General features: G+C 38.9%; 29 protein-coding genes and 3 pseudogenes. 31 read left to right on the top strand and 1 reads right to left on the bottom strand.

Annotated features, from left to right (window positions below):
• Positions 1-179 precede the first annotated feature (179 nt).
• From CSX02_RS00415 to CSX02_RS00330, 18 genes and pseudogenes are all read left to right on the top strand, one after another.
• The gene (locus CSX02_RS00415; protein WP_099385208.1) at positions 180-1,562 is read left to right on the top strand and encodes an AlbA family DNA-binding domain-containing protein; all 1,383 of its coding nucleotides are present in this window, start codon (positions 180-182) and stop codon (positions 1,560-1,562) included.
• A 381-nt stretch (positions 1,563-1,943) separates the two neighbouring features.
• Positions 1,944-2,456, top strand: coding sequence for a DUF6933 domain-containing protein (locus CSX02_RS00410; RefSeq protein WP_099385207.1), 513 nt, complete (start codon positions 1,944-1,946; stop codon positions 2,454-2,456).
• 219 nt (positions 2,457-2,675) lie between these two features.
• Positions 2,676-3,749: a restriction endonuclease gene (locus CSX02_RS00405; protein ID WP_099385206.1), complete on the top strand. Its 1,074-nt coding sequence runs from the start codon at positions 2,676-2,678 to the stop codon at positions 3,747-3,749.
• 92 nt (positions 3,750-3,841) lie between these two features.
• Positions 3,842-4,039 carry a DDE-type integrase/transposase/recombinase gene (locus CSX02_RS14155; RefSeq protein WP_099385205.1) on the top strand — a complete coding sequence of 66 codons (198 nt, stop codon included), beginning with the start codon at positions 3,842-3,844 and terminating at the stop codon, positions 4,037-4,039.
• A pseudogene (locus CSX02_RS14150) lies at positions 4,036-4,206 on the top strand (IS3 family transposase); the annotation flags it as partial. The gene CSX02_RS14155 and the pseudogene CSX02_RS14150, both read left to right, overlap by 4 nt.
• Before the next feature lie 273 nt (positions 4,207-4,479).
• The gene (locus CSX02_RS13455; protein ID WP_189281245.1) at positions 4,480-4,653 is read left to right on the top strand and encodes an FYVE zinc finger domain-containing protein; all 174 of its coding nucleotides are present in this window, start codon (positions 4,480-4,482) and stop codon (positions 4,651-4,653) included.
• A 670-nt stretch (positions 4,654-5,323) separates the two neighbouring features.
• On the top strand, positions 5,324-6,022 hold the full coding sequence (locus CSX02_RS00390) for an MATE family efflux transporter (protein WP_189281243.1): 699 nt from the start codon (positions 5,324-5,326) through the stop codon (positions 6,020-6,022).
• Positions 6,023-6,094: 72 nt separating this feature from the next.
• A complete protein-coding gene (locus CSX02_RS00385) occupies positions 6,095-6,961 on the top strand; it encodes an EamA family transporter (RefSeq protein ID WP_099385203.1) in 867 nt (288 codons plus the stop codon).
• Positions 6,962-7,140: 179 nt separating this feature from the next.
• Positions 7,141-7,584: a MarR family winged helix-turn-helix transcriptional regulator gene (locus CSX02_RS00380; protein ID WP_099385202.1), complete on the top strand. Its 444-nt coding sequence runs from the start codon at positions 7,141-7,143 to the stop codon at positions 7,582-7,584.
• Positions 7,577-8,053 (top strand): GNAT family N-acetyltransferase, encoded by a 477-nt coding sequence (locus CSX02_RS00375; RefSeq protein ID WP_330399375.1) that lies wholly within the window; start codon positions 7,577-7,579, stop codon positions 8,051-8,053. The genes CSX02_RS00380 and CSX02_RS00375 overlap by 8 nt, the downstream gene beginning before the upstream one ends.
• Positions 8,054-8,139: 86 nt before the next feature.
• Positions 8,140-8,886 (top strand): N-acetyltransferase, encoded by a 747-nt coding sequence (locus tag CSX02_RS00370; RefSeq protein WP_099385200.1) that lies wholly within the window; start codon positions 8,140-8,142, stop codon positions 8,884-8,886.
• A gap of 55 nt (positions 8,887-8,941) precedes the next feature.
• Positions 8,942-10,480, top strand: a complete 1,539-nt coding sequence (locus tag CSX02_RS00365; RefSeq protein ID WP_189281241.1) for an ATP-binding protein — start codon at positions 8,942-8,944, stop codon at positions 10,478-10,480.
• A gap of 87 nt (positions 10,481-10,567) precedes the next feature.
• A complete protein-coding gene (locus CSX02_RS00360) occupies positions 10,568-10,951 on the top strand; it encodes a VOC family protein (RefSeq protein ID WP_031543739.1) in 384 nt (127 codons plus the stop codon).
• Positions 10,952-10,971: 20 nt separating this feature from the next.
• Positions 10,972-11,556, top strand: a complete 585-nt coding sequence (locus tag CSX02_RS00355; RefSeq protein ID WP_099385198.1) for an HD domain-containing protein — start codon at positions 10,972-10,974, stop codon at positions 11,554-11,556.
• Positions 11,538-11,981, top strand: coding sequence for a GNAT family N-acetyltransferase (locus tag CSX02_RS00350; RefSeq protein WP_099385197.1), 444 nt, complete (start codon positions 11,538-11,540; stop codon positions 11,979-11,981). Before CSX02_RS00355 ends, CSX02_RS00350 begins: the two co-directional genes overlap by 19 nt.
• A gap of 320 nt (positions 11,982-12,301) precedes the next feature.
• A complete protein-coding gene (locus tag CSX02_RS00340; RefSeq protein ID WP_099385196.1) occupies positions 12,302-12,754 on the top strand; it encodes a GNAT family N-acetyltransferase in 453 nt (150 codons plus the stop codon).
• Positions 12,755-12,776: 22 nt separating this feature from the next.
• On the top strand, positions 12,777-12,992 hold the full coding sequence (locus CSX02_RS00335) for a hypothetical protein (protein ID WP_031543734.1): 216 nt from the start codon (positions 12,777-12,779) through the stop codon (positions 12,990-12,992).
• Positions 12,993-13,015: 23 nt separating this feature from the next.
• Positions 13,016-13,804, top strand: coding sequence for a class I SAM-dependent methyltransferase (locus CSX02_RS00330; RefSeq protein WP_099385194.1), 789 nt, complete (start codon positions 13,016-13,018; stop codon positions 13,802-13,804).
• 215 nt (positions 13,805-14,019) lie between these two features.
• On the opposite strand, the gene CSX02_RS00320 is transcribed toward CSX02_RS00330, so the two are convergent.
• Complete coding sequence (locus tag CSX02_RS00320; RefSeq protein ID WP_099385193.1) at positions 14,020-14,334, bottom strand: helix-turn-helix domain-containing protein; 315 nt, start codon at positions 14,332-14,334, stop codon at positions 14,020-14,022.
• A gap of 237 nt (positions 14,335-14,571) precedes the next feature.
• Here CSX02_RS00320 and CSX02_RS00315 point away from each other — a divergent pair, with 237 nt between their 5' ends.
• The 13 genes and pseudogenes from CSX02_RS00315 (at position 14,572) to CSX02_RS00250 (ending at position 24,169) form a co-directional block, all read left to right on the top strand.
• A complete protein-coding gene (locus CSX02_RS00315; RefSeq protein ID WP_099385192.1) occupies positions 14,572-14,922 on the top strand; it encodes a type II toxin-antitoxin system RelE/ParE family toxin in 351 nt (116 codons plus the stop codon).
• Entirely contained in the window at positions 14,915-15,202 is a 288-nt protein-coding gene (locus tag CSX02_RS00310) for a helix-turn-helix domain-containing protein (protein WP_189281239.1), read from the top strand. Before CSX02_RS00315 ends, CSX02_RS00310 begins: the two co-directional genes overlap by 8 nt.
• Before the next feature lie 214 nt (positions 15,203-15,416).
• On the top strand, positions 15,417-16,010 hold the full coding sequence (locus CSX02_RS00305; protein ID WP_099385190.1) for a type IV toxin-antitoxin system AbiEi family antitoxin domain-containing protein: 594 nt from the start codon (positions 15,417-15,419) through the stop codon (positions 16,008-16,010).
• Positions 16,007-16,840, top strand: coding sequence for a nucleotidyl transferase AbiEii/AbiGii toxin family protein (locus CSX02_RS00300; RefSeq protein ID WP_099385189.1), 834 nt, complete (start codon positions 16,007-16,009; stop codon positions 16,838-16,840). Before CSX02_RS00305 ends, CSX02_RS00300 begins: the two co-directional genes overlap by 4 nt.
• A 285-nt stretch (positions 16,841-17,125) precedes the next feature.
• Positions 17,126-18,174, top strand: a pseudogene (locus tag CSX02_RS00290) (aldo/keto reductase).
• A gap of 1 nt (position 18,175) precedes the next feature.
• On the top strand, positions 18,176-18,931 hold the full coding sequence (locus tag CSX02_RS00285) for a carboxymuconolactone decarboxylase family protein (protein WP_099385186.1): 756 nt from the start codon (positions 18,176-18,178) through the stop codon (positions 18,929-18,931).
• 57 nt (positions 18,932-18,988) lie between these two features.
• Positions 18,989-19,363: pseudogene (locus CSX02_RS00280) on the top strand (protein-ADP-ribose hydrolase); the annotation flags it as partial.
• 26 nt (positions 19,364-19,389) lie between these two features.
• Positions 19,390-19,854: a helix-turn-helix domain-containing protein gene (locus CSX02_RS00275; protein WP_099385185.1), complete on the top strand. Its 465-nt coding sequence runs from the start codon at positions 19,390-19,392 to the stop codon at positions 19,852-19,854.
• Entirely contained in the window at positions 19,851-20,630 is a 780-nt protein-coding gene (locus CSX02_RS00270) for a protein-ADP-ribose hydrolase (protein ID WP_099385184.1), read from the top strand. Before CSX02_RS00275 ends, CSX02_RS00270 begins: the two co-directional genes overlap by 4 nt.
• A gap of 51 nt (positions 20,631-20,681) precedes the next feature.
• Positions 20,682-20,891 carry a hypothetical protein gene (locus CSX02_RS13450; protein ID WP_099385183.1) on the top strand — a complete coding sequence of 70 codons (210 nt, stop codon included), beginning with the start codon at positions 20,682-20,684 and terminating at the stop codon, positions 20,889-20,891.
• 219 nt (positions 20,892-21,110) lie between these two features.
• Complete coding sequence (locus tag CSX02_RS00260; protein WP_099385182.1) at positions 21,111-21,824, top strand: LytR/AlgR family response regulator transcription factor; 714 nt, start codon at positions 21,111-21,113, stop codon at positions 21,822-21,824.
• Positions 21,825-22,177: 353 nt separating this feature from the next.
• Complete coding sequence (locus CSX02_RS00255; RefSeq protein ID WP_207653740.1) at positions 22,178-23,197, top strand: sensor histidine kinase; 1,020 nt, start codon at positions 22,178-22,180, stop codon at positions 23,195-23,197.
• A 153-nt stretch (positions 23,198-23,350) separates the two neighbouring features.
• Positions 23,351-24,169 carry a DUF6033 family protein gene (locus tag CSX02_RS00250; RefSeq protein ID WP_099385180.1) on the top strand — a complete coding sequence of 273 codons (819 nt, stop codon included), beginning with the start codon at positions 23,351-23,353 and terminating at the stop codon, positions 24,167-24,169.

Here is a 24,169-nt window from a genome sequence, read left to right as displayed (position 1 = left end):
ATTGGTTTCTGATCCGTACGCGCTATGAAGCGCTTACAAAGTATCTAAGAATAGTAGTAAATACAAAAATGCAGCAGAAGATGCTGCAAGGATTGTATCAGCAATTCAAATTATTATGGCTATGAATCAATAACAGATAGATTACAAATATCGAAAATATGGAAGGAGCTGGTTTATATATGACAATTGAAAAAATGAGAGAGCTTCTTACGAAGGATGAAAAAATTACAGTCGAATATAAGGCTTGCAAGAATGGAATACATGATGATGTGTATGAGACTGTGTGTTCATTTTCTAACAGGTATGGTGGTTATATTATCATGGGTGTTGAGGATGGTGGAAAGCCGATAGGTATTAACAAGAAGCTGATTAAGGATATGAAGAAGAACTTTGTTAATCAGCTTAATAACCCAGATAAAATGTCTCCCACCTTGTATCTGTCTATAGAAGAGATTGAATACGAGGGAATGACTTTGCTATGGGTTTTTGTGCCACCAACATCAACTGTGGAAAAATGTGCAAACAGAATTTACGATCGTAATGAAGATGGCGATATGGATATTACGGATTCTCCTATTCAGTTGCAGAATTTGTATAACCGAAAAAGTAACACTTATGCGGAGAGAAAAATATTTCCTTATGTTACAACAGCAGATTTAAGATTGGATTTGCTAGAAAAGGTAAGAAATCTGGCAAAGAGTAAAAAGCCAGATCATCCTTGGCTTGAGTTATCTGATGAAGATTTACTGAAAAGTGCTGGATTATGGGAAAAGGATTTTTCTTCAGGCATGGAAGGATACAATCTTGCCGCAGTGTTGCTTTTAGGTAAAGATGAAGTGATTAATTCTTGTTGCCCTGGGTATGTTACTGATGCTCTTTACAGAGTAGAGAATATGGATCGTTATGATGACAGATTGTTAGTTACAACTAATCTTATAGAAGCATATGATCTTTTAATGGAATTTGTAGCAAAGCATACCTCGGATAAATTTCACTTAATAAATAACGTTAATACAAGCGTTAGAGATTTGATAGCTAGAGAGGTGATTGGCAATATTCTTGTACACAGAGATTATTCCAGCGCTTATCCGGCAAAGGTAATTATTGAAAAGGATTGGCTAAAAACGGAAAATTGGTGTATTCCAAGAAGACACGGAAATATTATGCAGGACGAGTTTCAGCCGTATCCGAAGAACCCTATTATTCAAAGATTTTTTGCTAATATAGGTAGAACTGATACGATTGGTTCCGGCGTGATTAATTTATATAAATATACTCCAATTTTTTCCGATGGCGGAAAGCCTGAGCTGTTTGAAGACGATGTTTTTAAGATTACTATTCCTTTGAATAAGGAAGCGGCTAAAGAGACTAGCGATCAAAAGAGGTTATCAGATAGAGAACAGGCTATTTACAATTTAATCTGTGAGAATAAACATTTGACTGTAGAGCAGGTTATGGCTGAGTTTGATATTTCAAGGGCAACAGTATTTAGAGACTATGCTAAGATAAAGAAAATCACAGGTGCTGTTTATGATAAAAATGAATCTGTGTGGAAATTATAATACTGAGTCTCATATCAGTCTCATCAAAATGAGACTGTGAATTTATTGAAAAAAGCTGAAATGGTGGGATTTATATAGGAAAGTCTCATTGCAGTCTCACAATAGTCTCATTGAGTCTCATTCGTAAATGGGACTTTATGAGACTTAGTTATAAAATCTATATATGAGACCTAAAACAAAACAGCAAAAAATATAAGTGCCTGTCCATATGTATTCGGAAGGTGTATGTGCTAATTTAAATTTAGGTCACTTGGTTCATTGAAAATTAGGTCACTCCAAGCTTTAATTTTTCCTCAAACGCAATTGGGAATGAATTATAGATGCAAGAGCTATGGGGTTCGAAGGGAATAAGGCTGCTCATAAGTGGCTATGAGATGTTCGATGATGTATATATTTTGTTCAAAGGCACTGAAAACTGCCTTAAATATCAAAAACCAAGAATTTGTTAAAATGCCAGCAGATGCTCCGATTGATCTTTTGTATGCATGGCATGGACATATAGCGAAACTCGATGGAAAGAATACAATCATATTGATGAATGATCAAACTATGTATTCAGTAATCTTTCGCAACAAATTGCCGCGAAGTGCTGATAAGTTTTCCGAGCTGATCAAAGAGGCACTTCTATATACAATGGAAGTAGGCGGTTTTAATCGAGCGGATATTGAACGCTATATGTCCGGAATTGGCGATATTATATTTGCCGAGAAAGCGGACCGACAAATGACCGGAAATCTAAATCGGATGTTCTTGGATATGGAATACACCGGTCATAGGTGGAGCGATAATGAAAGCATCCAAGCGGAGCAAGCTGCATTCGAAAATAAAGGAATTAGAAAGCAAGGGAACACATATGTGATGCCCTTTGAGAAAATGTTGGACGAGTTGGTATAAGTGAGGTTATATGGTTGCTAAGTATTGATAGTTGCAAACGATAATTGGAGTAAAATACTCGCATTCTCGCAATCCTCGCTAGGGTGCGAGAGATTTTAATGGGACGCCTTTTTATTAGGCGTTTACATTGAAAGTAAATTTGAAGAGTGTCTAATATAGAACACTTACGGAGTACAATTGAATATTTTGATAAGTAAACTAAAAATCAGGAGGATAAATATGGCAAACTATTATATTGTTAGAACACGAATTAATGTGGAAGCATATGTAAATAAGGGTGTTTCTGCAGTAGGATGGAGCGATGTTGTTTTTACTGAGTATGAAAATGTTGAAGAATTGTGTGATGCAGTAAGAAATAAATGCTATAATAACGAATCAAGTACTGTAATCGGAAGAAAAATGGGAGAAATCAGACGGTTTAGAAATATTAAAAAGGGAGATATTATCCTTGTACCGTGCTATAAAGGATTTTATATTGGAGAAGCAACAGGACGTTTTATTTATGATGTTGAATCCATAGAAAATGATTTATCTAATCAAGTTGAATTAGACTATGTTAAAAGAGAAAATTCCCCTGTTATGTTCTCTCGCGATGGAAAGTTGACGGCGTTATCATCGAAATTAGGTGTGAGGGGATTTACTGTATTATGTATAAAAGAGGATGAAATTATAAATGAAATAAATATTTTGTTAGAGTCAGGCGTAGATAGTTCTTATCAAGATCGAGCTATTAGGTTTGAAAGCGAAAAGGCAAATGAATTTCGTGAAATGTTGATTTCGGCACTTTCAAATTATGAGAAGTCATCTTTAAAGGCAGGTGGTAGAGGGTTTGAAGAACTTATCGCTGCAATGATGAAAAAAGATGGTTATGAATCTCGAATTCTGAGTAAGCGAATTGGGGGCAACAGTGAATCTGATGCTGATGTATTGGCAATCAAGAAATCTACTTTGGGTGATGAATTTACCATGGCATATTACATACAAGCAAAACACTATTCTGGCTCAAGTAATAATGGAATAAAACAAATTATAGCATTCAAGAAAGAGCAAGAAAAAATGGAAAGCGAACAAGGATATATTAGTGTTGATGGTATTTCTCTTGGAAGCGAACAGATAAAATATGTATTAATATCGAGCGGTGAATTTACTGAATATGTTAAGAATCAAGCAAATGAAAATAATATTATTCTCATTGATGGTTATCGTCTTGCTGAAATACTATTTGATATTATTGATGAACTTCCTGAAATAAGGTACCAATTAGGATTTGTGAAAAAATATGATCATATTTAATTGAACAAAGTAACTTTATATATACGTATTGTTAAAAATCAAAAAGTGGAGTGCGGCGAAAAAGTGTGACACCTATGATATGATAGGCAGAACTGGCAAAGCAGGCATTAACAAATGCGATATCAAAGAGAGGAATAAGTGACGGTTTGATATTTCATTCAGATCGTGGAAGTCAGTATTCCAGCAAGACATATCAGAAACTACTTAAAGAATATAAGATTACAGGGAGCGTGAGCAGACCTGGTTGCCCATATGACAACTCTTGTGTTGAAAGTTTTTCGCTACGTTAAAAAAGGAACGAATCTATAGAAGAAGTTACTTTGAGATAGAAGATTTCAGAAGGGATATGTTTAAATATATCGAATTGTTTTATGACAGAAAACGTAGGCATTCATATTTGGAATATGTCAGTCCAATAAAATACAGAAATGAATACGAGCGAAGGAATATTGCTTAAACAAAGAGAATCTATTAGAATAATATCAAGGGATTAGGTGTATCAAAAAATCACCGCAGTCCGGAAACAATCCGCTAAAGTTAAGTATGGCTCCTCAGAAGGAAGACTGGGGGCGTTATGTTTATTCTAATGTATTGAGGCTAAATGCTAATGATTCGAGTGCAGCGGATCAGATAGCATCAATCACAAATAATGCTTATGCATCTATAAATGAGACGATCGCATCGTATCAGAAGATGCAAAGCGAAAACAAATAAAAAGGAGGAGATTGCTATGAAGTGCGAAGTATGCAGAACAATCGGGCCAAACATGAAACGATGCAAAAAATGCGGACAAATTTGGTGCCAGAAATGCGCTACTCAGGGCAAGGCACCGTATCCTAAGCAGAAGGCTATCAATGTTTGCCCTTATTGCGGAAAGATGAATTGTATCGAGGTGGCAAAGTAGCTAAGGCGAAGATGGCGGTATAAACTCATTATTAAGTATTGGAGGTGATTACATGCTGTAAATGCTACTACAAAATGCTATAATTCCTACATTTTTATTTCGGAACTTTTGGACATTTTCATAGTAACATTTACACGCAACACAGAAGAAAATTACACAAGAGAGAAAAGGATTTCGTTCTCCTTATGCTTATGAATGGTAATTACACAAAGTTCCGTGCGATGAATGCCAGCCAAGAATCATAGCTATAAGAACGAATTAATTGTCAGAAATACAATACAATATTTCTGACATATAGAATAGTAAATAGGCCCACCTGATAAGGGCATGCAGTTACCTTTGGTTTTTCGGTAACTGTAGGAACACCAGAGACGCAGGTGAAAAATCAGGCAGAAGTTATTAACTTACTGGTTTTCCCTTAGCGTCTTATTTTTCGCTATTGGAACCAACTCTGTATTTTCGTTATCAGGTGCAGACATATGACGTAAGGTAACCGGTAAACCATCGGTACCTCGTAAGCGTGTTGTGATTTTGCGATAATTCCAGTAGATCAACTATGTAGAGTATGCATAGTCTACATAGTATGTATACTACGGGAGGTAATCACAAATAAGTAATCCAGCACAGTGGCATTGGCATTTCAAATTGCATTTCGAATCTGTTGCTGTTTGTGATCGCGTTTGCGTTGATTCAAAGCTGTGGATATCCGTTATGGTCGAAGGAGAAGTTATCATTTGATTGGACAAAAGAATTCTTCAAGATTGGTGGAATCTCTGGTTTAGAATCATTTGTAAGAAATATCGCTTATATGCTGATGGTTTCCCGGATGGTGAATATGGTTGGAGAGCAGGGGACTTATTGGGTTGCCAATAATTTTATTTGGGGATGGCTCTTGCTGCCGATTACGCAGCTGGCTGAACTGATCAAGCAGGAAACAGCAAAAGATGAGCATGCAGTAAAGGAGAATACACCGGGCTATATCTTCATTACAACCATGACATGTCTACTCTGGATTGTATTGATTCCGGTCTACAAGCCATTTATGAGATATGTGCTGGGATTTGATGATGTAGATAAGCTCTTTGCTTTAGTCAGGGTGCTTTTGGGATTCTATGTATTGTATGCATATCAGAATATTTTTGATGCAACCTTCTATGGACGCGGCAAGACGGAATATATGTTGCTGGAATCTGTTGTTACGAATAGCATTTACTATGGGGTATTCTTTGTGCTGTTTTTGACAGGTGTTTGGACTCCGACACTGATTGGGATTGCGTTGATGTTTGGTGGCGGAAATGCTTTTGACAGCGTGGTGTCGTACCTTGTTTATAGGCATTATATTTCTACGCTTAAAAAGCGCTTGCCATAAATCGGGATTTATCTTAGAGATAATTGATGGACGAGAATTACCAGAATATATGACAATGAATAGGGGGAAGATATGTGGCTGATCATGGCGGCTTTGTCCGCGCTCTTTGCCGGACTTACGGCGATACTTGCGAAATGTGGGATCAAAAAGACTGATTCAGACGTGGCGACTGCTCTGCGGACGGTCGTTGTACTCCTTTTTGCCTGGATCATGGTGTTTATCGTTGGCTCTGCCGGAACGATCACGGAAATATCGGCAAAATCTATCATCTTCTTAATTCTGTCCGGCCTTGCGACAGGAGCTTCGTGGATCTGCTATTTTAAAGCCCTGTCCGTCGGTGATGTGAACAAGGTCGTACCCGTCGATAAATCCAGCACGGTTCTGACAGTGCTTCTCGCAATCATCCTTTTCAGTGAGACAGAACATCTGGCGGTCAAGCTGATCGGTACTGCATTTCTTGCGGCAGGCGTGTTTCTGATGATCGAAAAGAAGAAAACTGAAGCAAAGGACACAAAGCGCACGTGGCTGCCCTACGCGATCGGTTCCGCTGTTTTTGCTGCCCTGACCTCTATTCTGGGAAAGATCGGCATAACGGAAGTAGAATCAAATCTCGGGACGGCGATCCGTACATGTGTTGTGCTTGTTATGGCTTGGCTGATCGTCTTCGTTAAAGGCAAAGGTGCTGAACTGAAAAATACTGATTCAAAAGAACTTGTATTCATAGCTCTGTCCGGGATTGCCACAGGCGCATCATGGCTCTGTTACTATTACTCCATACAGAACGGCGTCGTCAGCGTTGTCGTACCAATCGATAAGCTCAGCATTATCGTTTCCGTCGCTTTTTCCTATTTCGTATTCAAAGAAAAGTTGAGCAGAAAGGCGCTTGCCGGGTTGATTCTGATCGTTGTCGGCACTTTGGCGATGGCAATCTGGGCATAGGAAACAAATAACGGCAAATTCAAATTTGTCTATCTAATTAAATATTGAACGTTACGTAGCAGTTATCTCAACGGTATTTTTGGAAATTGCGCTTAAACAGTTGCCTATAGCGAAAGAATTAAATAGTTGACAAACGCAACTATTGCAATTATCATTTATATCCGTAAGGAGGAAATGATATGGATAAGGTCAAAATGTTTCGTGAATACACCAGAATGCTTGAATGTAATCTCGATACGATGAACAGTTCAGATTGTTGCCAGTGCTCGGTGAATACTGCCCAGTGCTTTCTGGTGGTAGAGATTGGACGAAAACCGGGAATCTGTGTGAAAGAATTGGCAAGTGTGCTTAAGATTGACAAAAGTGCTGTAAGCAGATCTGTTGAGGAACTCGTACAAAAGGGCTTGGTTACAAGAGAACCTTCTAAAACAGATCGAAGAAGCGTTGTCCTTACTTTGACGAAGGAAGGCGAAGCACGATTCAATCAGATTGAGAATGATATGTACGAGAAGTTTAGAAAAGTATTTTCAAGAATTCCGGAAGACAAGCAGGAACAGGTTCTTGAATCATTAAAATTATATAATGAAGCAATTGAGAGTGAGGAGGGAACTTGTTGTGGTTAGAGAAATGGTAGCAAGCGATTGGACTAGAGTAGCTGAAATCTACAAACAGGGATTGGAAGGCGGTACTGCGACATTTAATACAGTATGCCCGAGTTTTGAGGAATGGGACAAAAGCCATATCAAGACTTGCAGATTCGTTTATGAAGAAGACGGAGTTGTCGTAGGATGGGTTGCGATTAGTCCTTCCTCAAGCAGATGCGCCTACAAGGGATGCGTCGAAATGAGCATTTATGTAGATCAAAACTATCGCGGCCATGGCATTGGCACATCGCTTGTCAAAGCATTAATTTCCCAGTCAGTAAAAGAAGGATTTTGGAGTATTTATTCCGCGATTTTTTCGATTAATAAAGCAAGCATTGGATTGCATAAGAAATGCGGTTTCAGGGAAATCGGTTACAGGGAAAGAATTGCCAAAGACCGCTTCGGAGAATGGCAGAATACGACATTGATGGAATACAGAGCTTCTTAGAATAACTTTTAACTTGCTTGGAAAGATATTATTATCTATGCCAAGAAGCTTAAGTGTTCCTTGGCATATTATTGAAAGGAGCGGACATGGAATATGTTTATGTAACAAAAGATAACCTCGAAGAGGAGCATATTTGCTGTGCAATATCAAATAATAAGGATGTTCAGGTTTCTTCTAAGAAGGCATGGCTTTCGGAGAGGTTTGATGAAGGACTTGTTTTCTTAAAGAGCGTAGAGCGTGGAAAGTGCTTTATCGAATATATCCCGGCGGAAAACGCATGGATTCCGATAGAGGCAGATGGATATATGTACATTGACTGTCTTTGGGTGTCCGGGGCTTTCAAAGGACATGGGTATTCTACTGATCTACTTACTGCCTGCATCGAAGATAGTAAGGAAAAGGGGAAAAAAGGGCTTTGTATTCTTTGCGCTTCAAAGAAGAAACCGTTTCTGGCTGATCCGAAGTTTCTGAAGTATAAAGGATTTGCCGTGAGCGATGAAGCTGATAATGGTATTCAGCTTTGGTATATGCCGTTCGATAAAAATGCAAAAGCTCCGGTGTTTAAGGAATGTGCAAAACATCCGCATATAGAAGAGCATGGATATGTTCTGTACTATACGAATCAGTGTCCGTTCAATGCAAAATATGTCCCGGTTTTGGAGCAGACGGCAAAAGAAAATGGTATTGCATTCAAGGCAATACATCTTGAAAGCAAAGAAGAAGCACAGAATGCACCGACACCGATTACGAATTATGCGTTGTTCCATGATGGGGAGTATGTTACAAACGAGCAAATGAACGATAAGAAATTCTTAAAACTTACAGGAAAGTGATATTCGTATTAACCGGAATACAATGTAGACTGACAAATTCAATTTGTCGACCTAATTGAATATTGAACGTTACATAGCAGTTATCTCAAAAGAGGTAGCTACTCTTTTGCTTGCTAGTTGGTGCATTTATGTATATAATTATTTTACCGAAGTTCATTTCGACGAAGTAAACTTCGGTGAGATTGGTTACGACTTATGGAGGTGCCATATGCAGGATATATTTAGAGGTAGAACAACAGAATTAAGAATTCTTGATAAGAAATTTAAACAGAGCGGTTTTGTAATGACTGTTCTGTATGGACGTCGTCGAATTGGTAAAACGAAACTTATTAATAAATTCATGCATGATCATGACTGCAAGAGCATATCTTTCACAGCAGTTGAACGAGGTGAGGCAGAACTATTATCTATGATGACGGAATCTGTTTTAAATACCTTGTCACCGGAATTGTTAGGAAATATTAGTTTTAATAGTTTTGAAAATTTATTTGATTATATAGGAAAACAGGCTGAAAAGGAAAGAATAGTTTTTTTTATAGATGAATATCCTTATCTTGCAAAACAGTGCCCTTATATTCAGTCTGTTCTTCAGAAGCAGATTGATACAAAGTGGAAAAAAGGTAATCTGTTCTTTATAATATGCGGCTCTTTGGTTAGTTTTATGAAGGATGAAGTGTTGGCAGAAACAGCTCCTTTGCATGGTCGAAGCGACCTAGAATTAAAGTTGCGTCCTTTTAATTATATTGAAACTGCAGAATTTCTGGATGGATATACTAACGAAGAAAAAGCTATTTGTTATGGACTTACAAATGGTGTTGCAAAGTATATCGAACAGTTTGATGTATCTGAATCTTTGGAAGAAAATATAATTGACCAGTTTTATTCTGTTGGTGGATACTTTTCAGAAGAGCAAATTAAAACGGTAGTCAGTAACGACAAAAAAAATCCAGCATTATACAATTCTATTATTTCTGCAGTAGCAACTGGGCATACAAAGAATAGTGAAATTGCATCGTATGTTGGGGTTGATGAAGTGACTTATCCATTAAAAGTACTTGTTAAGGCCGAATTGCTGGAAAGGCGAGTTACAAAGAAACCGTATTATATTCTTAATGATAGTATGCTTGAATTTTGGTTCAAATATGTAAATAGAGCAACCAGTCTTATAAATGCAGATAACGGTGAATCCTATTTTTACTCTGCGGTAAAAGATCATTTACACGATTTTATGGGAAAAGTATTTGAAAAAATGGCAAAGGAATATCTTTTGTCACATGCAGGTGTAGATGATTTCCCTATTCTTACTGATATTGCAGACTACCAGGATACAGTATTAGATGAAGAGAGAAAACAGAAGCAAATTGAAATTGATTTGCTGGGAAAGAATGGAAAACAAATTCTTTTAGTTGGGGAATGCAAATTTAAAAATTCTCAGTTTGACAAAACTGAATATGAAAAATTATTGGATAAAATAAAATATATTCCTACAACCAATCCAGTAGTATGCGTGTTTTCTCTTGGTGGTTTTTCAGAATATGTGAAAGAGAATGCAAGTGATTGTAAATTAATTACATTGGATGATATGTATAAATAAAACAGTCGGGGGAGATGTGAGATATGCTTGATTTTGAACGTTAAATATAAAATTATATAATGAAGCATTTGAGAGTGAGGACAGAGTATGAGAATTGAACATGTTGCAATGTATGTCAATGATATAGAAACGGCCAGAGATTTCTTTGTTAAATATCTCGAAGGGAAATCGAATGATGGTTATCACAATACAAAAACCGATTTCCGTTCCTACTTCATTTCTTTCGACGATGGAGCGAGACTTGAAATCATGAACAAGCCGGATATGGCTGACGAGGAGAAATTTCTGAATCGTACAGGACTGATCCACATCGCATTCTCGGTAGGAAGCAAGGAACGCGTCGATGAATTGACACATTGTCTTAAAGCCGATGGATTTGAAGTGGTAAGTGGACCAAGAACAACCGGGGATGGCTATTATGAAAGCTGCATTGTTGCAATCGAGGGTAATCAGATCGAAATCACAATTTAGGAAAATAGGAGATAGATACTATGGATGCTAGAGAGTATTTGGAAATATTGCATGTTGCGGAAAGACTAAAAGATACCCCAAGACATTGCACAACAACAAAACGCAGGACGGAAAGCGTAGCTGAGCATAGTTGGCGTATTTCGCTTATGGCTTTTTTATTAAGACACGAATTTAAAGATATTGATATAAATAAGGTAGTTGATATGTGCCTGATACATGATCTTGGCGAGTGCTTTACAGGCGATATTCCAACTTTTGTAAAGACTGATTCTGATAGAGAAGTTGAAGATTCATTATTAAATCAGTGGGTAAAAACGCTTCCTGCAGAATTATCAGAAGACCTAGCGGCACTTTATAAAGAAATGGATGCACAAGAAACAAAGGAAGCTAAGCTTTATAAATCACTAGATAAACTAGAAGCCTTGATTCAGCATAATGAATCGCCACTTGATACTTGGTCTGAAAATGAGTTTGAACTCAACAAGACCTACGCATTCGACACCGTAGCGTTTTCCTCTTGGCTTACAGAATTGCGAGAGGCAATTTTAGAAGACACAATGAAAAAGATAGAAGGAGATAACAAAAATTGGGAACTTTTGAGGTAAAAGAATGTAATGATACAGAGGTGGCAAAAGCGTTATTCATTGAGTATTCTCAGATTAAAGGTGCCGAGGGATGCTTTGTTTCTTTTGATAAAGAATTGGCTGATTTAAATAATTTTTACAAGGGTGGAGCGATTCTTGTTGGCTATGAAAATGGTGAACCTGCAGGCTGTATAGCTATAAAAAAAGTAGATGCCACAGGCTGCGAAGGAAAACGATTGTTTATTAAACCTGAGTATCGTGGGAAAGGGTATGCAAGAGTTCTGCTTAATTCCATGACAGAGAAGGCACGGACGCTTGGGTATGACCAATTGACATTTACTACTAAACCTGAAGTGATGAAAACAGCTTATGAATTATATAAGCGTATGGATTTTGAGGAATTAGGCTGCGAAAACGGAACGGCATCTATGAGAATAGTATTATAGCATTGCTACCTGCTGATATTATTTGCACAGATAAATAATGGAAATGCGATATCTTTACCATTAGGTGAAGATTATACATGGTCAGGTGTTGAAAATCTTGAAAGAACAATAGAAGCTCTTTTTTCAGAACCATTCGGGCAAGGATATCCTAAAAGTGAAGCTGATAGAAAAATAAAGGATTCTGAACAACTTAAGGAAATAAGAAAGTCTGGCCAAATTTCGATGCAGGAGCTTCTAACCAAATTAGATGCATCTCTGGTAAATAAGTTGAAGAATAAGATGGATTCTTAGGATAATTCAAGTTTGTAGGGGGGAACAAAATGGGAATAGTTTATAAAAAACTTACTGAAACTGACCTGAATACCTTTATAAAAATGCGTATAAATCAACTGAGAGAAGAAGGGGCTAAAGAGGATATAGATTTACCTCCGGCTCTTAAGGATTATTATAGCAGACATATGGCAGATGGAACCTTTGTTTCCTGGTTAGCTTTTGATGGAGATAAAATTATTGGTACTAGTGGTATGTCTTTTGTTGAGAAACCTCCTTATTTTGGATGTCCATCTGGCAGAATAGGCTTATTATCAAGTATGTATACAAATCCAGAATACAGACGGCAAGGAATTGCTAAAGAACTGCTTGATAGAGTTGTAAATGAGGCAAAAGCATATGGTTGTGGAACAGTTCAAATCACAGCTTCTGATATGGGAGTGAAGTTGTATACCTCATATGGATTTAAGCATAATGAAAATTTCATGCAGTATAAGCTTTGAGCAAGGATTGGGGGAGAGACTTATGTTTTTTAAGCGAAGAATTGAGAAGAAAACCTATGACAAATCATCCAAGAAGCCTGTGATAAAATCCTCTATCTGTAATGGAGAGCAAGTGGCAGGATTTAAAGATATTGCAACAGGTGCGTTTGAAGAAATAATGCTTATAAAAAATCAGGACGATTTGGTGGAATTCAAAGAAATATATGGCATCAGTGAAGAAATAGAAAAGATATATTAAAAGAAAATGGAAGGATTATTTCTATGATAATTGATAGACGTATAGATGCCGGGAAGGCGTTTGACTGGGGAAGGACTTCGGATGAATACGCAAAATACAGGGATGTCTATCCGAATGAATTTTATCAGAGGATCGCAGATAGAGGGCTTTGCATAGATGGACAGAATGTGCTTGATCTTGGGACAGGAACCGGCGTACTGCCACGTAATATGTACCGCTATGGAGCAAATTGGACAGGAACTGATATCTCTCCTGAACAGATAGAACAAGCGAAACGCCTGTCGGAAGACGCCGGTATGAAGATTGATTTTCAAACGGTACCTACAGAAGAAATTGATTTTCCAAAAGAAAGCTATGATGTAATTACGGCTTGTCAGTGTTTCTGGTATTTCGATCATGAGCGGGTTATGCCCAAATTGGCTGACATTCTTAAGCCGGATGGAAGGCTGCTGATCCTATATATGGCATGGCTTCCCTTTGAAGATAAGATAGCAGGAAAAAGTGAGGAGCTTGTTCTGAAATATAGTCCTAACTGGACAGGGGCCGGGGAGACCAAACATGCAATATGGATCCCCAATGTGACTTATGAGTATTTCGAATTGGAAGATCATGAAGAATACGATTTGAAGATATCCTTTACTAAGGAATCATGGCATGGGCGGATGAAAGCATCTCGAGGCGTGGGTGCGTCATTGTCGGAGGAAGAACTTGAAAAATGGGATGTAGAACACAGGAAATTGCTTGATGAAATAGCGCCTGAGCAATTCGAGGTACTTCATTATGCTGCATTGGCAGTACTGAAGAAAAAATAACTTTCAGGATAATGAAATAAGCAAATCGAAATTTATGGAGATGTATTTTTTATTGCAATTCCTGACAGAAGTTATCTATATTCTGAAGATGGTAAGGAAGAATTAATGGGGGAGCATTTTGTCATTAGCGATGGTGGTATCGTATGACATCAAAATGAGCCCTAATACTTGAATGAAGTGGCAGCTGTTGCAAACTTTGCAACAGCTGCCTTTTCTTATTTCTTCCATAATTTAATAGTTTTTAGAAGCTTTTCTTTTTCCTCATTATTGAGCTTTTTTATTTCAGCCATCAGCGCGTTGTCGATGGATGAGGCTATGTAGTCCGGTTCTAAATTTCCAACAAGTTCATCAAGTGTGATTCCCATAAGTTTGGCATAGTAGATAAGAAGTCTAAGTGACATAGCAGTTCTGCCATTTTCGACGTTACTGATGTATCCTGCTGTGACATCTAATTCGGTTGCTACCTGATTTTGAGTCATTCCGAGATTGATTCGGTAACGCTTTATCTGTTCTCCGTAGTTATCATTCATAATACACCTCGTTTATTAATAATATATATAATTGTACTATTAGTATTGACTGAAGGGTAGTATCTGATTAGTATAGTATATATATTATAAGTATATTTTTGAGATTCCGAAAGAAGAGAAAGTTTTATTTGATAAAACAAGAGAAGAGTTACTATGAAAAAATGTTACTAGGGTTAAATGGATAAATGAGCATTGACAATATGTTGAATACGACATATTATTAAAGGAGAGAACGAAATGTTTGAAGTTGAATTTTATGATACAAGTGAAGGTCAGTGTCCTGTTCAGGAGTTTTTGGATTCGTTAGAGCCAAAGATAAAGGCGAAGACTTTAAGGACAATTGATTTGTTGGAAACAAATGGCCCAAAGCTTCGTGAACCTTATTCAGGTTCGATAGGAGATGGAATATTTGAACTTCGGACAAAGCAAGGATCAAATATTACAAGGGTTTTCTATTTCTTCTTTGTGGGGCAAAAGGCTATATTAACAAATGGGTTTGTCAAGAAAACACAAAAGACTCCTAAGGCAGACTTGGATTTAGCGCAAAAATATAAATCTGATTACGAACGGAGGTATTGTCATGAGTAGTTATAAAGATTATAAAAAGAAAGCTCTGCAAAATCCGGAAGTGAAAGCGGAATATGATGCATTGCAACCGGAGTATGATATAATTCAAGCGATGATTGATGCGCGCAACAGTCAACATATTACGCAGAAAGAACTTGCTGAAAAAACAGGCATTACTCAAGCTGATATTAGTAGGATTGAAAATGGAACACGAAATCCCAGCCTTGCTATGATGAAAAGGATAGCAGAAGGATTAGGGATGCAGTTAAAATTAGAGTTTGTACCAACCGTTTCAAAATGAACTCTAAGTACCTTGATTAACACAAAACAAACCCGTCCGGGGATGTCAATGACAGAGAAGATTACTCTGGTGATTGACGTGCCTGGGCGGGTTTGTTACGTATTGGATTCTTAAATTAAATTGGACAAAATAATGGTCATCAGTGTACTTTACATTGGTGTATATATGGTGTAAAATATGTACACCAATGTAAGGCGTGCTTGAGGTGACATATATGACAAAGTTTGAAGAGATTGATAAATTGTTAGAACAAAATGCTGGATACTTGTTTTCAAAAGATGTAGAGAAAGCCGGAATCTCCAGAACGTATCTGGCTAGCTATGTTAAGGAAAGAGGACTAGAGAAAGTATCAAAAGGAATCTATATTTCGCCGGACACATGGGAGGATGAACTGTACATTCTCCAACTTCGTTATCCAAAAGTTATTTTCTCCGGAGAAACTGCGCTGTATCTTCATGAAATGATTGATAGAGAATACTCACAGATTACTGTGACGGTCCCACCAAGATTTAATCGGACTAGATTATTGTCTGAAGGGGTTGTGATTCGGCAGGAACAGGAGGCTAGTTATAATCTTGGAATCACAGAATTACAAACAAATTTCGGAAACACAGTTAGGGTCTATGATGTGGAAAAGACGATCTGTGATCTTGTAAAACTGAGAGGCAAAATAGAAGTTCAACATTATCAGACTGCAATTAAGTCATATATGAGAAGAAAAGACAAGAACTTAACGCGTTTGCTTAAGTATGCAGAAACTTTAAAAATTCGAGATGAAATCATGAAATACATTGAGGTGATGGTATGATAAAAACTGCTATACAGCTAAAAGCAAAGATAAGAAATATATCCGGTAGTGATAGCAAAGTTGCTATGACTATGATACGAGTATTCTTTATGGAAAGATTTTTGGAACGTGTTTCAATATCAGCGTATAAGAATCAGTTTGTGTTAAAAGGTGGGATGCTTATCTCTTCATTGATTGGGTTAAATAGTCGCGCAACAATGGACATTGATGCTACCGTGCAGGCGCTTCCGTTGACGCAGGAAGAGATTGAAAAGATTGTAAATGAAATTGGTGGGATTCCATTAGAAGATAATGTGTCTTTTGAAATCAAATCTATAGAAGCAATTATGGATGAATTTGATTATCCGGGTGTACGTGTTCATATGGAAGGAAAACTTGATAATCTTAAGCAGCCGATTAAAATTGATATATCGACTGATGATGTAATAACCCCGCGGGCGGTAGAGTATGGGTATCAATTGATGTTTGAAGATAGAGATATTGAATTGCAGTCATACAATATCGAAACTCTATTAGCTGAAAAATTACAGACTATTCTTAGTCGTGGATTGGCGAATACGAGAGCGCGAGACTTTTATGACGTTTACGAGATTACTCATAAGAAGTCTTTTGAGAGAGAAACATTAAAGACAGCATTTTTAGCTACGTGTGAGAAAAGAGATACAGTGTTCAGGTCTGAACAGATGCAAACGGTTCTTGAGGACATAGGTTCTGATATGGAGATGAGAGAACGTTGGAACCAATTTAAGAAAAATAATTATTATGTTGAGGATTTAAGCTTTGATGAAGTAATGGATTCTGTTCAAAATCTAGTTGTATCTTTCTTATAATAGGATTACGAAGGGCACTTTATAATTTGAGTTGTGAGAAGGTTTAGACAAGGTTTTGCATTACCATATCTATGGAAAGGAATTTAGCCAAAGTAAAACGCCTAACTTTGAACGTACAACGATTTGGATGTTTGCCGGCGTTGCATTTATTCAGGACACAAAGCTATTTTCACCAGCACCAAAAGAATTTAGGGAAGTATTAAAGCCAAGGGATAAGGAGCTTGTTTCTGAAAGATTTGCACATCTTGAACGTGTTGTATACTGTAAACGGAAAGGAGTCATGCAATGAAATATACAAAACTTGGAAATTCTGATTTGAATGTGTCACGTATATGCATGGGCTGCATGGGATTTGGAGATGCTACAAAGGGACAGCACAGCTGGACGATTGATGAGGAGCACTCCAGAGAGATCATAAAAAGAGGTCTTGATCTTGGAGTAAATTTCTATGACACGGCAATCGCTTATCAGAGCGGAACTAGTGAGCAGTACGTGGGACGAGCCATTAGAGATTTTGCAAGGCGTGAGGATGTGGTTGTAGCAACAAAATTCCTTCCAAGGACACCTGAAGAGATTGAAAAAGGAATTACCGGTCAGCTGCATATAGAAAACATGATAAATACAAGCCTTCAAAACCTTGGAATGGACTATGTGGATCTGTATATCTATCACATGTGGGACTGGAATACAGATATCTACGATATCATGGATGGATTAAATCGTATAGTGAGAGCAGGCAAGGCAAGGTATATCGGCATTTCAAACTGCTTTGCATGGCAGATCGCAAAGGCGAATGCTCTGGCAGAAAAAGAAGGATTTGCAAAGTTTGTTTCAATCCAGGGACATTATAACCTGATCTTCCGTGAAGAAGAGCGCGAGATGGTGCCTTATTGTGAAGAGGAAAACATTGCACTGACTCCTTACAGTGCATTGGCAAGCGGAAGGCTTTCCAGAAAGCCGGGTGAGGGCGATACCAAGAGAGCTGCCGAGGATACCTATGCTAAGTTTAAATATGATGCTAGTAAAGAGCAGGATGATGTGATCATAGGTCGTGTGGCTGAGCTTGCAGAAAAACATGGTGTAACCATGACAGAAGTATCTTTGGCATGGCTCCTTACTAAGGTAACATCACCGGTGGTGGGAGCAACCAAGCTGCATCATATAGAAGGTGCAGTAAAGGCTGTGGATTTAGAACTGAATGACGAAGAGCTTACTTACCTTGAAGAGCCATATGTGCCACATCCCCTTGCGGGTGTCATGGCGCAGAACAAGAGAAGTGATGCATCCATGTTTGGACTACAGGAACACAGAAAATATTAGGAGGCGGGAAATAAGATGGCAGAAAAAATTGTACAGACAGCAGGAAGAGAACAGCTTGGTGAGTTTGCGCCGATGTTCGCGCACCTGAACGACGACATACTCTTTGGTGAAGTATGGAATGAGGAAGCCATTGACGTGAAGACCAAATGCATTATTACAGTGGTTTCACTTATGGCATCAGGCATCACAGACTCATCGCTTTCATATCACCTTCAGAATGCAAAGGCACATGGTGTAAGCAAAGAAGAGATAGCTGCAATCATAACCCATGCCACTATGTATGTGGGTTGGCCAAAGGGATGGGCAGTATTCCGTCTTGCTAAAGAAGTATGGAACGAAGATGTGCCTGAACTGACAGAAAAAGACAGATACCAGAATACTATTTGCTTTCCTATAGGCGAAGAGAATCCTTATGGGCAGTTTTTTGTAGGACAGAGCTATCTGGCTCCCGTTTCTACAGAGCAGGTGCCTGTCTTCAACGTGACTTTTGAGCCGGGATGCCGTAATAACTGGCACATCCATCATGCTAAGAATGGTGGCGGTCAGATGCTGATCTGCATCGGTGGAAGAGGATATTATCAGGAATGGGGGAAAGATGCGGTTGAGATGACACCCGGTAAAGTAATAAACATTCCTGCTGAAGTAAAGCACTGGCATGGAGCAGCACCGGATTCATGGTTCTCTCATCTTGCAATCGAGGTTGCCGGTGAAGATACGAGCAATGAATGGCTGGAAGCCGTGTCAGATGAAGACTATGGCATACTGAAATAGGAGGGTGACTGTAATCATTACCTGTCCTGCCGGGACTGTAGTTAGGAGATGAAGGTTATGCCAAAGAATAGAACACAGGAAGAACGTCTTGATTATCTTGTAGAAGAGTTCAAGGCAGATTCTGCTGAATATAAGGAATTACAGACTCCAAATCGTACGGAAGAAAAAAGACGAATCTTAAGGTCGCTTATGAACATCCGTATGCCAAAAGAATTGTCTTCTGAAGTAATGAAAGTACAGGATGAATATCTGACAGAAAGAGCGGCTGAAAAGGGTGTGGTGAATCTATCAGACATCCCGGTTATCAGGGATGGACTTTCTATCTGGCAAGGAGATATCACAAGACTTTCGGTGGATGCTATTGTTAATGCCGCTAATTCGCAGATGCTCGGTTGTTTTGTCCCGATGCATACTTGTATAGATAACGCGATACTATACTCAATCACACAGGTGCTCAAATGCGCTTAGGCAAGGTGCTTGTAAACCTTGCGATTCCAATGATATCAAAACCGGAGAATGCTTCGCCCGGTGCAATTCTTCAATATTATCGTGAGAAGAATGGAATTAGTAAATCAGAACTTGCCGATATACTGGGTATGACGGAATATGGAGTTGTTAATCTTGAAAAGGGATTTAATCCTATTCATTATAAAAATGCGGTTTTGATTGGCAAGGCCCTAAATATTGATCCTGAAGAACTGATGGATGAATATACTCGTTTCTGCTTGCCTGGGTTCGGAAAGAAGATTAAGGCTATAAGAGCTGCTTATGGGGTATCTCAAAAAGACTTTGCACCAATCGTTGGCGTTGATCGAAGCACTGTAAGTATATGGGAAGCAGAAATAAACGAACATCATCCCAGCAGAGAGGCATATAATATCATTAAGAAAATGGCAAAAGAAAAAGGAGTTGATATCTCATGACTCACGAGGAACAACGAATTTGGTTAATAAATGAACTTCAAAAAGAAGATAATCAATTAAGTAATTACCCGATACCTAACGATGAACAAGGTCAAAAAGATTTGCTTCGCGCATTGATGAATGTATGGATGCCTAAGGATCTTTCAGCTGAGTTTCTGGAAATCCAGGATGAATATCTTCAAGAAGAGAATAATCGCGCTGGCATTACTGATATTGAAAGTCTTCAACCTATAGAAAGCGATAGTAGGATTTTTCTTTGGCAAGGGGATATGACAACACTGAAGGTTGATGCTATAACGAACCCTGCCAATAGTGCTTTATTAGGGTGTTTCAGCCCACTTCATAATTGTGCGGATAATATTATTCACAGCAAAGCCGGGCTTTCTCTTAGATTTAAGTGCAATTGCATTATGAGAGCACAAGGGCATGAGGAACCTACAGGTAAAGCAAAGATTACTCCTGCATACAATCTTCCGTGTAAATATGTTATTCATACCGTGGGACCAATAGTGCAAGGATCGCTTACTAAAAGACATGAAGAGCTATTGGCATCTTGTTATAGATCCTGCTTGGACATTGCAGAAGAGAATAATGTAGAGAGTATTGCACTGTGCTGTATATCAACCGGAGTCTTTATGTTTCCAAATCAGAGGGCAGCAGAGATAGCTGTTGATACCGTAAAAGCGTGGCTGGCTGAGACTGGTAGCCAGCTGAAGGTTGTATTTAATGTTTACAAGGATTTGGATTTAGAGATATATAGTGAATTATTGCAGTAGAAGGATGGAACTCAGTATTTGGGAGCCCAAGAAAAATAAGCACCGGTCAAAATGTCCGGTGCTGTTTTTTTTAATGCTATGCTTCTATTAGCCAAAAATGAAAAAATATTGAAAATGGCTAATAGATATAAGGTTCCGAATTTTAATGTAAATTATTTCTTATGCGGTCAAGGATGTGTCCGAAATGAGGCGGCTGACGGAAATGCTGGTGGTCGCAGAGAGGGAGCGGAAGTTTGTGATACATTTTGGGGTGTAAAATGATGTGAAGCAAGGTACCCGTAGTTGTCGGTGAGAGCCGATGGCTGCGGGCTTATTTTTGTGCGTTAATTTACCGTTCACTGCAAAAAATCGACCGTTCACATCATAGGTGGCAGAAATCCATGTATAACATCCGATATAATTATAAAGTATACCTTGGAGGGCGCAAGATATCCGGTGGATGTCTGCTTTGCGCCGACCGGAACGAAGAGGAGACATTTGATGCGAATAGCTATTTGTGATGATGAAAAGAGAATATGCGCCATCCTTGCCGAAAAAGTGGGAAAAATCTGTCCCGGTGCAGAGATTATGACTTATGCATCCGGAGAGGAATTACTTGGTGCGGATGTATTGCCGGATATTCTGCTGCTTGATATCAAAATGCCGGGATTGAGTGGCATGGATGTGGCGAAGACATTACGGGACAGGGACTGGAGAAAGATCCTGATCTTTATTACGGGTGAAGAAGACCAAGTGTTCAATTCATTTGATTTTCATGCGTTCCACTTTCTTGTGAAGCCGGTGGCTGATGAGAAACTTAAGGAAGTGCTTGAAAATGCGGTAAAGGACTTGAAGAGATCGGGGGCAGAATCCGGTAAGCATGATAAATATATTGAAATCCAGTCCGGCACATCGCATATCAGGGTGAATCTGTCCCTGCTTTTATATGCGGAGGTATATGACCGAAAGACGATCCTTCACATGAAGAATGAAAGCATAGAGTATTACGGACAGTTATCAGTACTTGAAAATCTTGTCGGGAAGGATTTCTACCGCATACATAGGTCTTATCTTGTAAATATGAAATATGTGGAGAGATATGACCGCACGTCAGTAACACTCACGGGTGGAGACAATATCCCTATATCAAGAAGGGAATATGACGGATTCCTTAAAGCTTATCTGGAATACAGCCGTAGGAGGATTGATTCATGAATATGGAAAGAATGTGGGATATAGCCAGTACCATATCTGCTATAGCAGGATTGTTTGTCAGCGCGATCCTTGTAGCAAGGTTCTATGTCCCTTATATGATAAAAAAGAGGTCAGCGGTCCTGATAGGTGCATTATTCTTTGTAGTAATGACGGTTCTTTATCTGATTCCGTTTTCTATGTCAGGTGTGGTGGCATATATTATCGGGATCATTGCGGTATGTCTTATATCATTGCTTTGTGAGAGAAGAAACCTGCCTCAGAAGGTTTTTCTTTCAATGACGATATATATGTTTCTGTGGATAGCTCAGGTGATCTCGGCTCTGCCCTGGAAGCTGATAAGTGGCCTTACCTATATGAGAGAGACGACGGACGATCCGGGGAAACAATATGTCTGGTTTATCGTTGCCCTAGTCCTGCTTGTTGCGGTAGAAAATGCTTTGCTGTTTTTGGAGATATTTATTTCGGAAAAAGTATATGCCAGGAAGAATGAACGGATGGAGTGGAGGGAGCTGACATTGCTGGCATCTCCTTATGTGGCTGTTATCGCCGGATATTGGATCAGTTCATTTCTATCAGATGTATATGTGAACACTTCCGGGGAATATGTATGGAATAATTACCCGGTTTACGACGGGATCCGTGCACTGTTTGGAGTGATAGCATTTCTGGCGGCTATTACGGTCATGTACTCATATCAGCGTATGAAACAGTCACAGGAGGATGCACTGCAGAATGCCCTTGTATCCAAGCAGGTGGAAGAACTGTCAGGACATGTGCATACGATAGAAGCATTGTATTCCGATATCCGAGGGATAAGACATGATATCAATAACCATATCATGGTTCTTGGGAATTTGCTTGATAAAGGCGAGACTGAGGAGGCGGCAAAATACCTTAATGACTGGCAAAACGGATTTCCTATGCCGGAAATCAATGCAAAGACAGGGAATCCTGTCACGGATATCGTTATTTCCGAGAAGATGCGTGAGGCTGAGGAAGCCGGGATATCTTTTACCCAGAATTTCCATTATCCGTCAAGCGGGAAGGTGGAATCCATTGATATCGGTGTCATTTTGAATAATGCGTTGTCCAATGCGATAAGAGCGGCATCAGAAAGCAAGGATCCGTATGTTGAAGTGAAGGCCTGGAAGAATAACAATGCCTATCTGATACAGGTGAAGAACAGTTTTGCCGGGAAACTTGTGCTGGATCCGCAGACCGAACTTCCAGAGACATCAAAAGATGATAAGGAGAGTCACGGATATGGGCTGATGAACATGAAACGAATCACAGAGAAATACTACGGCACTATACAGCTTGAACAGCGTGAGGATATGGTAATCTTTACGGCTTTGATGATGATCCCGGGTTAAGATTTACCGTTCACATCAATAAACCTGCCGTTCACTACATAGGGGTTTATATCTGATTTGCGGCTTCCGAAAAAGAGATTAGATAAGAATATCTATCCCGTCATAATCGGATGAAACGGATTTCAGGATTAAAGGTCAAAGGAGGACGAGAATATGGCAATGGAAATCAACAGTGTGTATGGTAACTACGCAAGTACCTATACAAATCAAAAGGAAACGAAGCAGGTAAAAACTTCAAAGCCTACAAATGAGGCAGATAAGACAGAGGGGCAGGCATCTTCTGTCGGGAATACAAAGCAGAATGAAAGCGTAAGGAAAACGGCGGCAGATGAACTGACGTACCTTAAAAATAACCATGAAGGTTTTACTTTTGTTGCTGCAAACTATACGGCAGCAACTTTTTCACCTGCAAAAAGATATGGCTCACTTGAAACAACCAATATAGCAATCTCGCCGGATTTTTTGAAGAAAATGGCGAATAATCCTGAGCTTGAAAAACAATATGAAGATGAGTTTGAAAACATGAAAAGATTGGATGAACAAGAGTTACAGATGCATGAAATGGCAGGGACACGTCTGGTTGCTCGGGGATGGGTTGTTGATAAAGATGGTGGAATTGCCAAGTGGGGTATCGGAGAACCTACAAATAAGCGCCACTATGGTCAGGAAATGAATGATTACGCAAACAAGGTCAGAAAAGAGAAGGCAGAAAAGAGAAAGGAACAGGAAAAAATTGCCGCAAAGAAAGAAGCGGCTACTGAGAAGAAGGAAGCGTTAGAGGAAAAACGCAAGGCGGATAAAGAAGAACAAGCTACCATGAAGAAAAAGATAGATAGTGACAACCGGGAGCTTCTGGGAGATAAGTACAAGGGATCTGAGTGGTACGATGCTTCGGATGATATTTTTGCCGGAGAGGCAGCAAAGGGCTTAAGGGATGGTTCGGTTGGTTTGAATCTGGATATGAAACTGTAA

Origin of the sequence: Agathobacter ruminis (assembly GCF_002735305.1) — a bacterium.
GTDB classification, from domain to species: Bacteria; Bacillota; Clostridia; order Lachnospirales; family Lachnospiraceae; genus Roseburia; species Roseburia ruminis.
The sequence above is the reverse complement of the archived record's forward strand: the minus strand, read 5'-3'. Positions and strand labels throughout refer to the sequence as shown.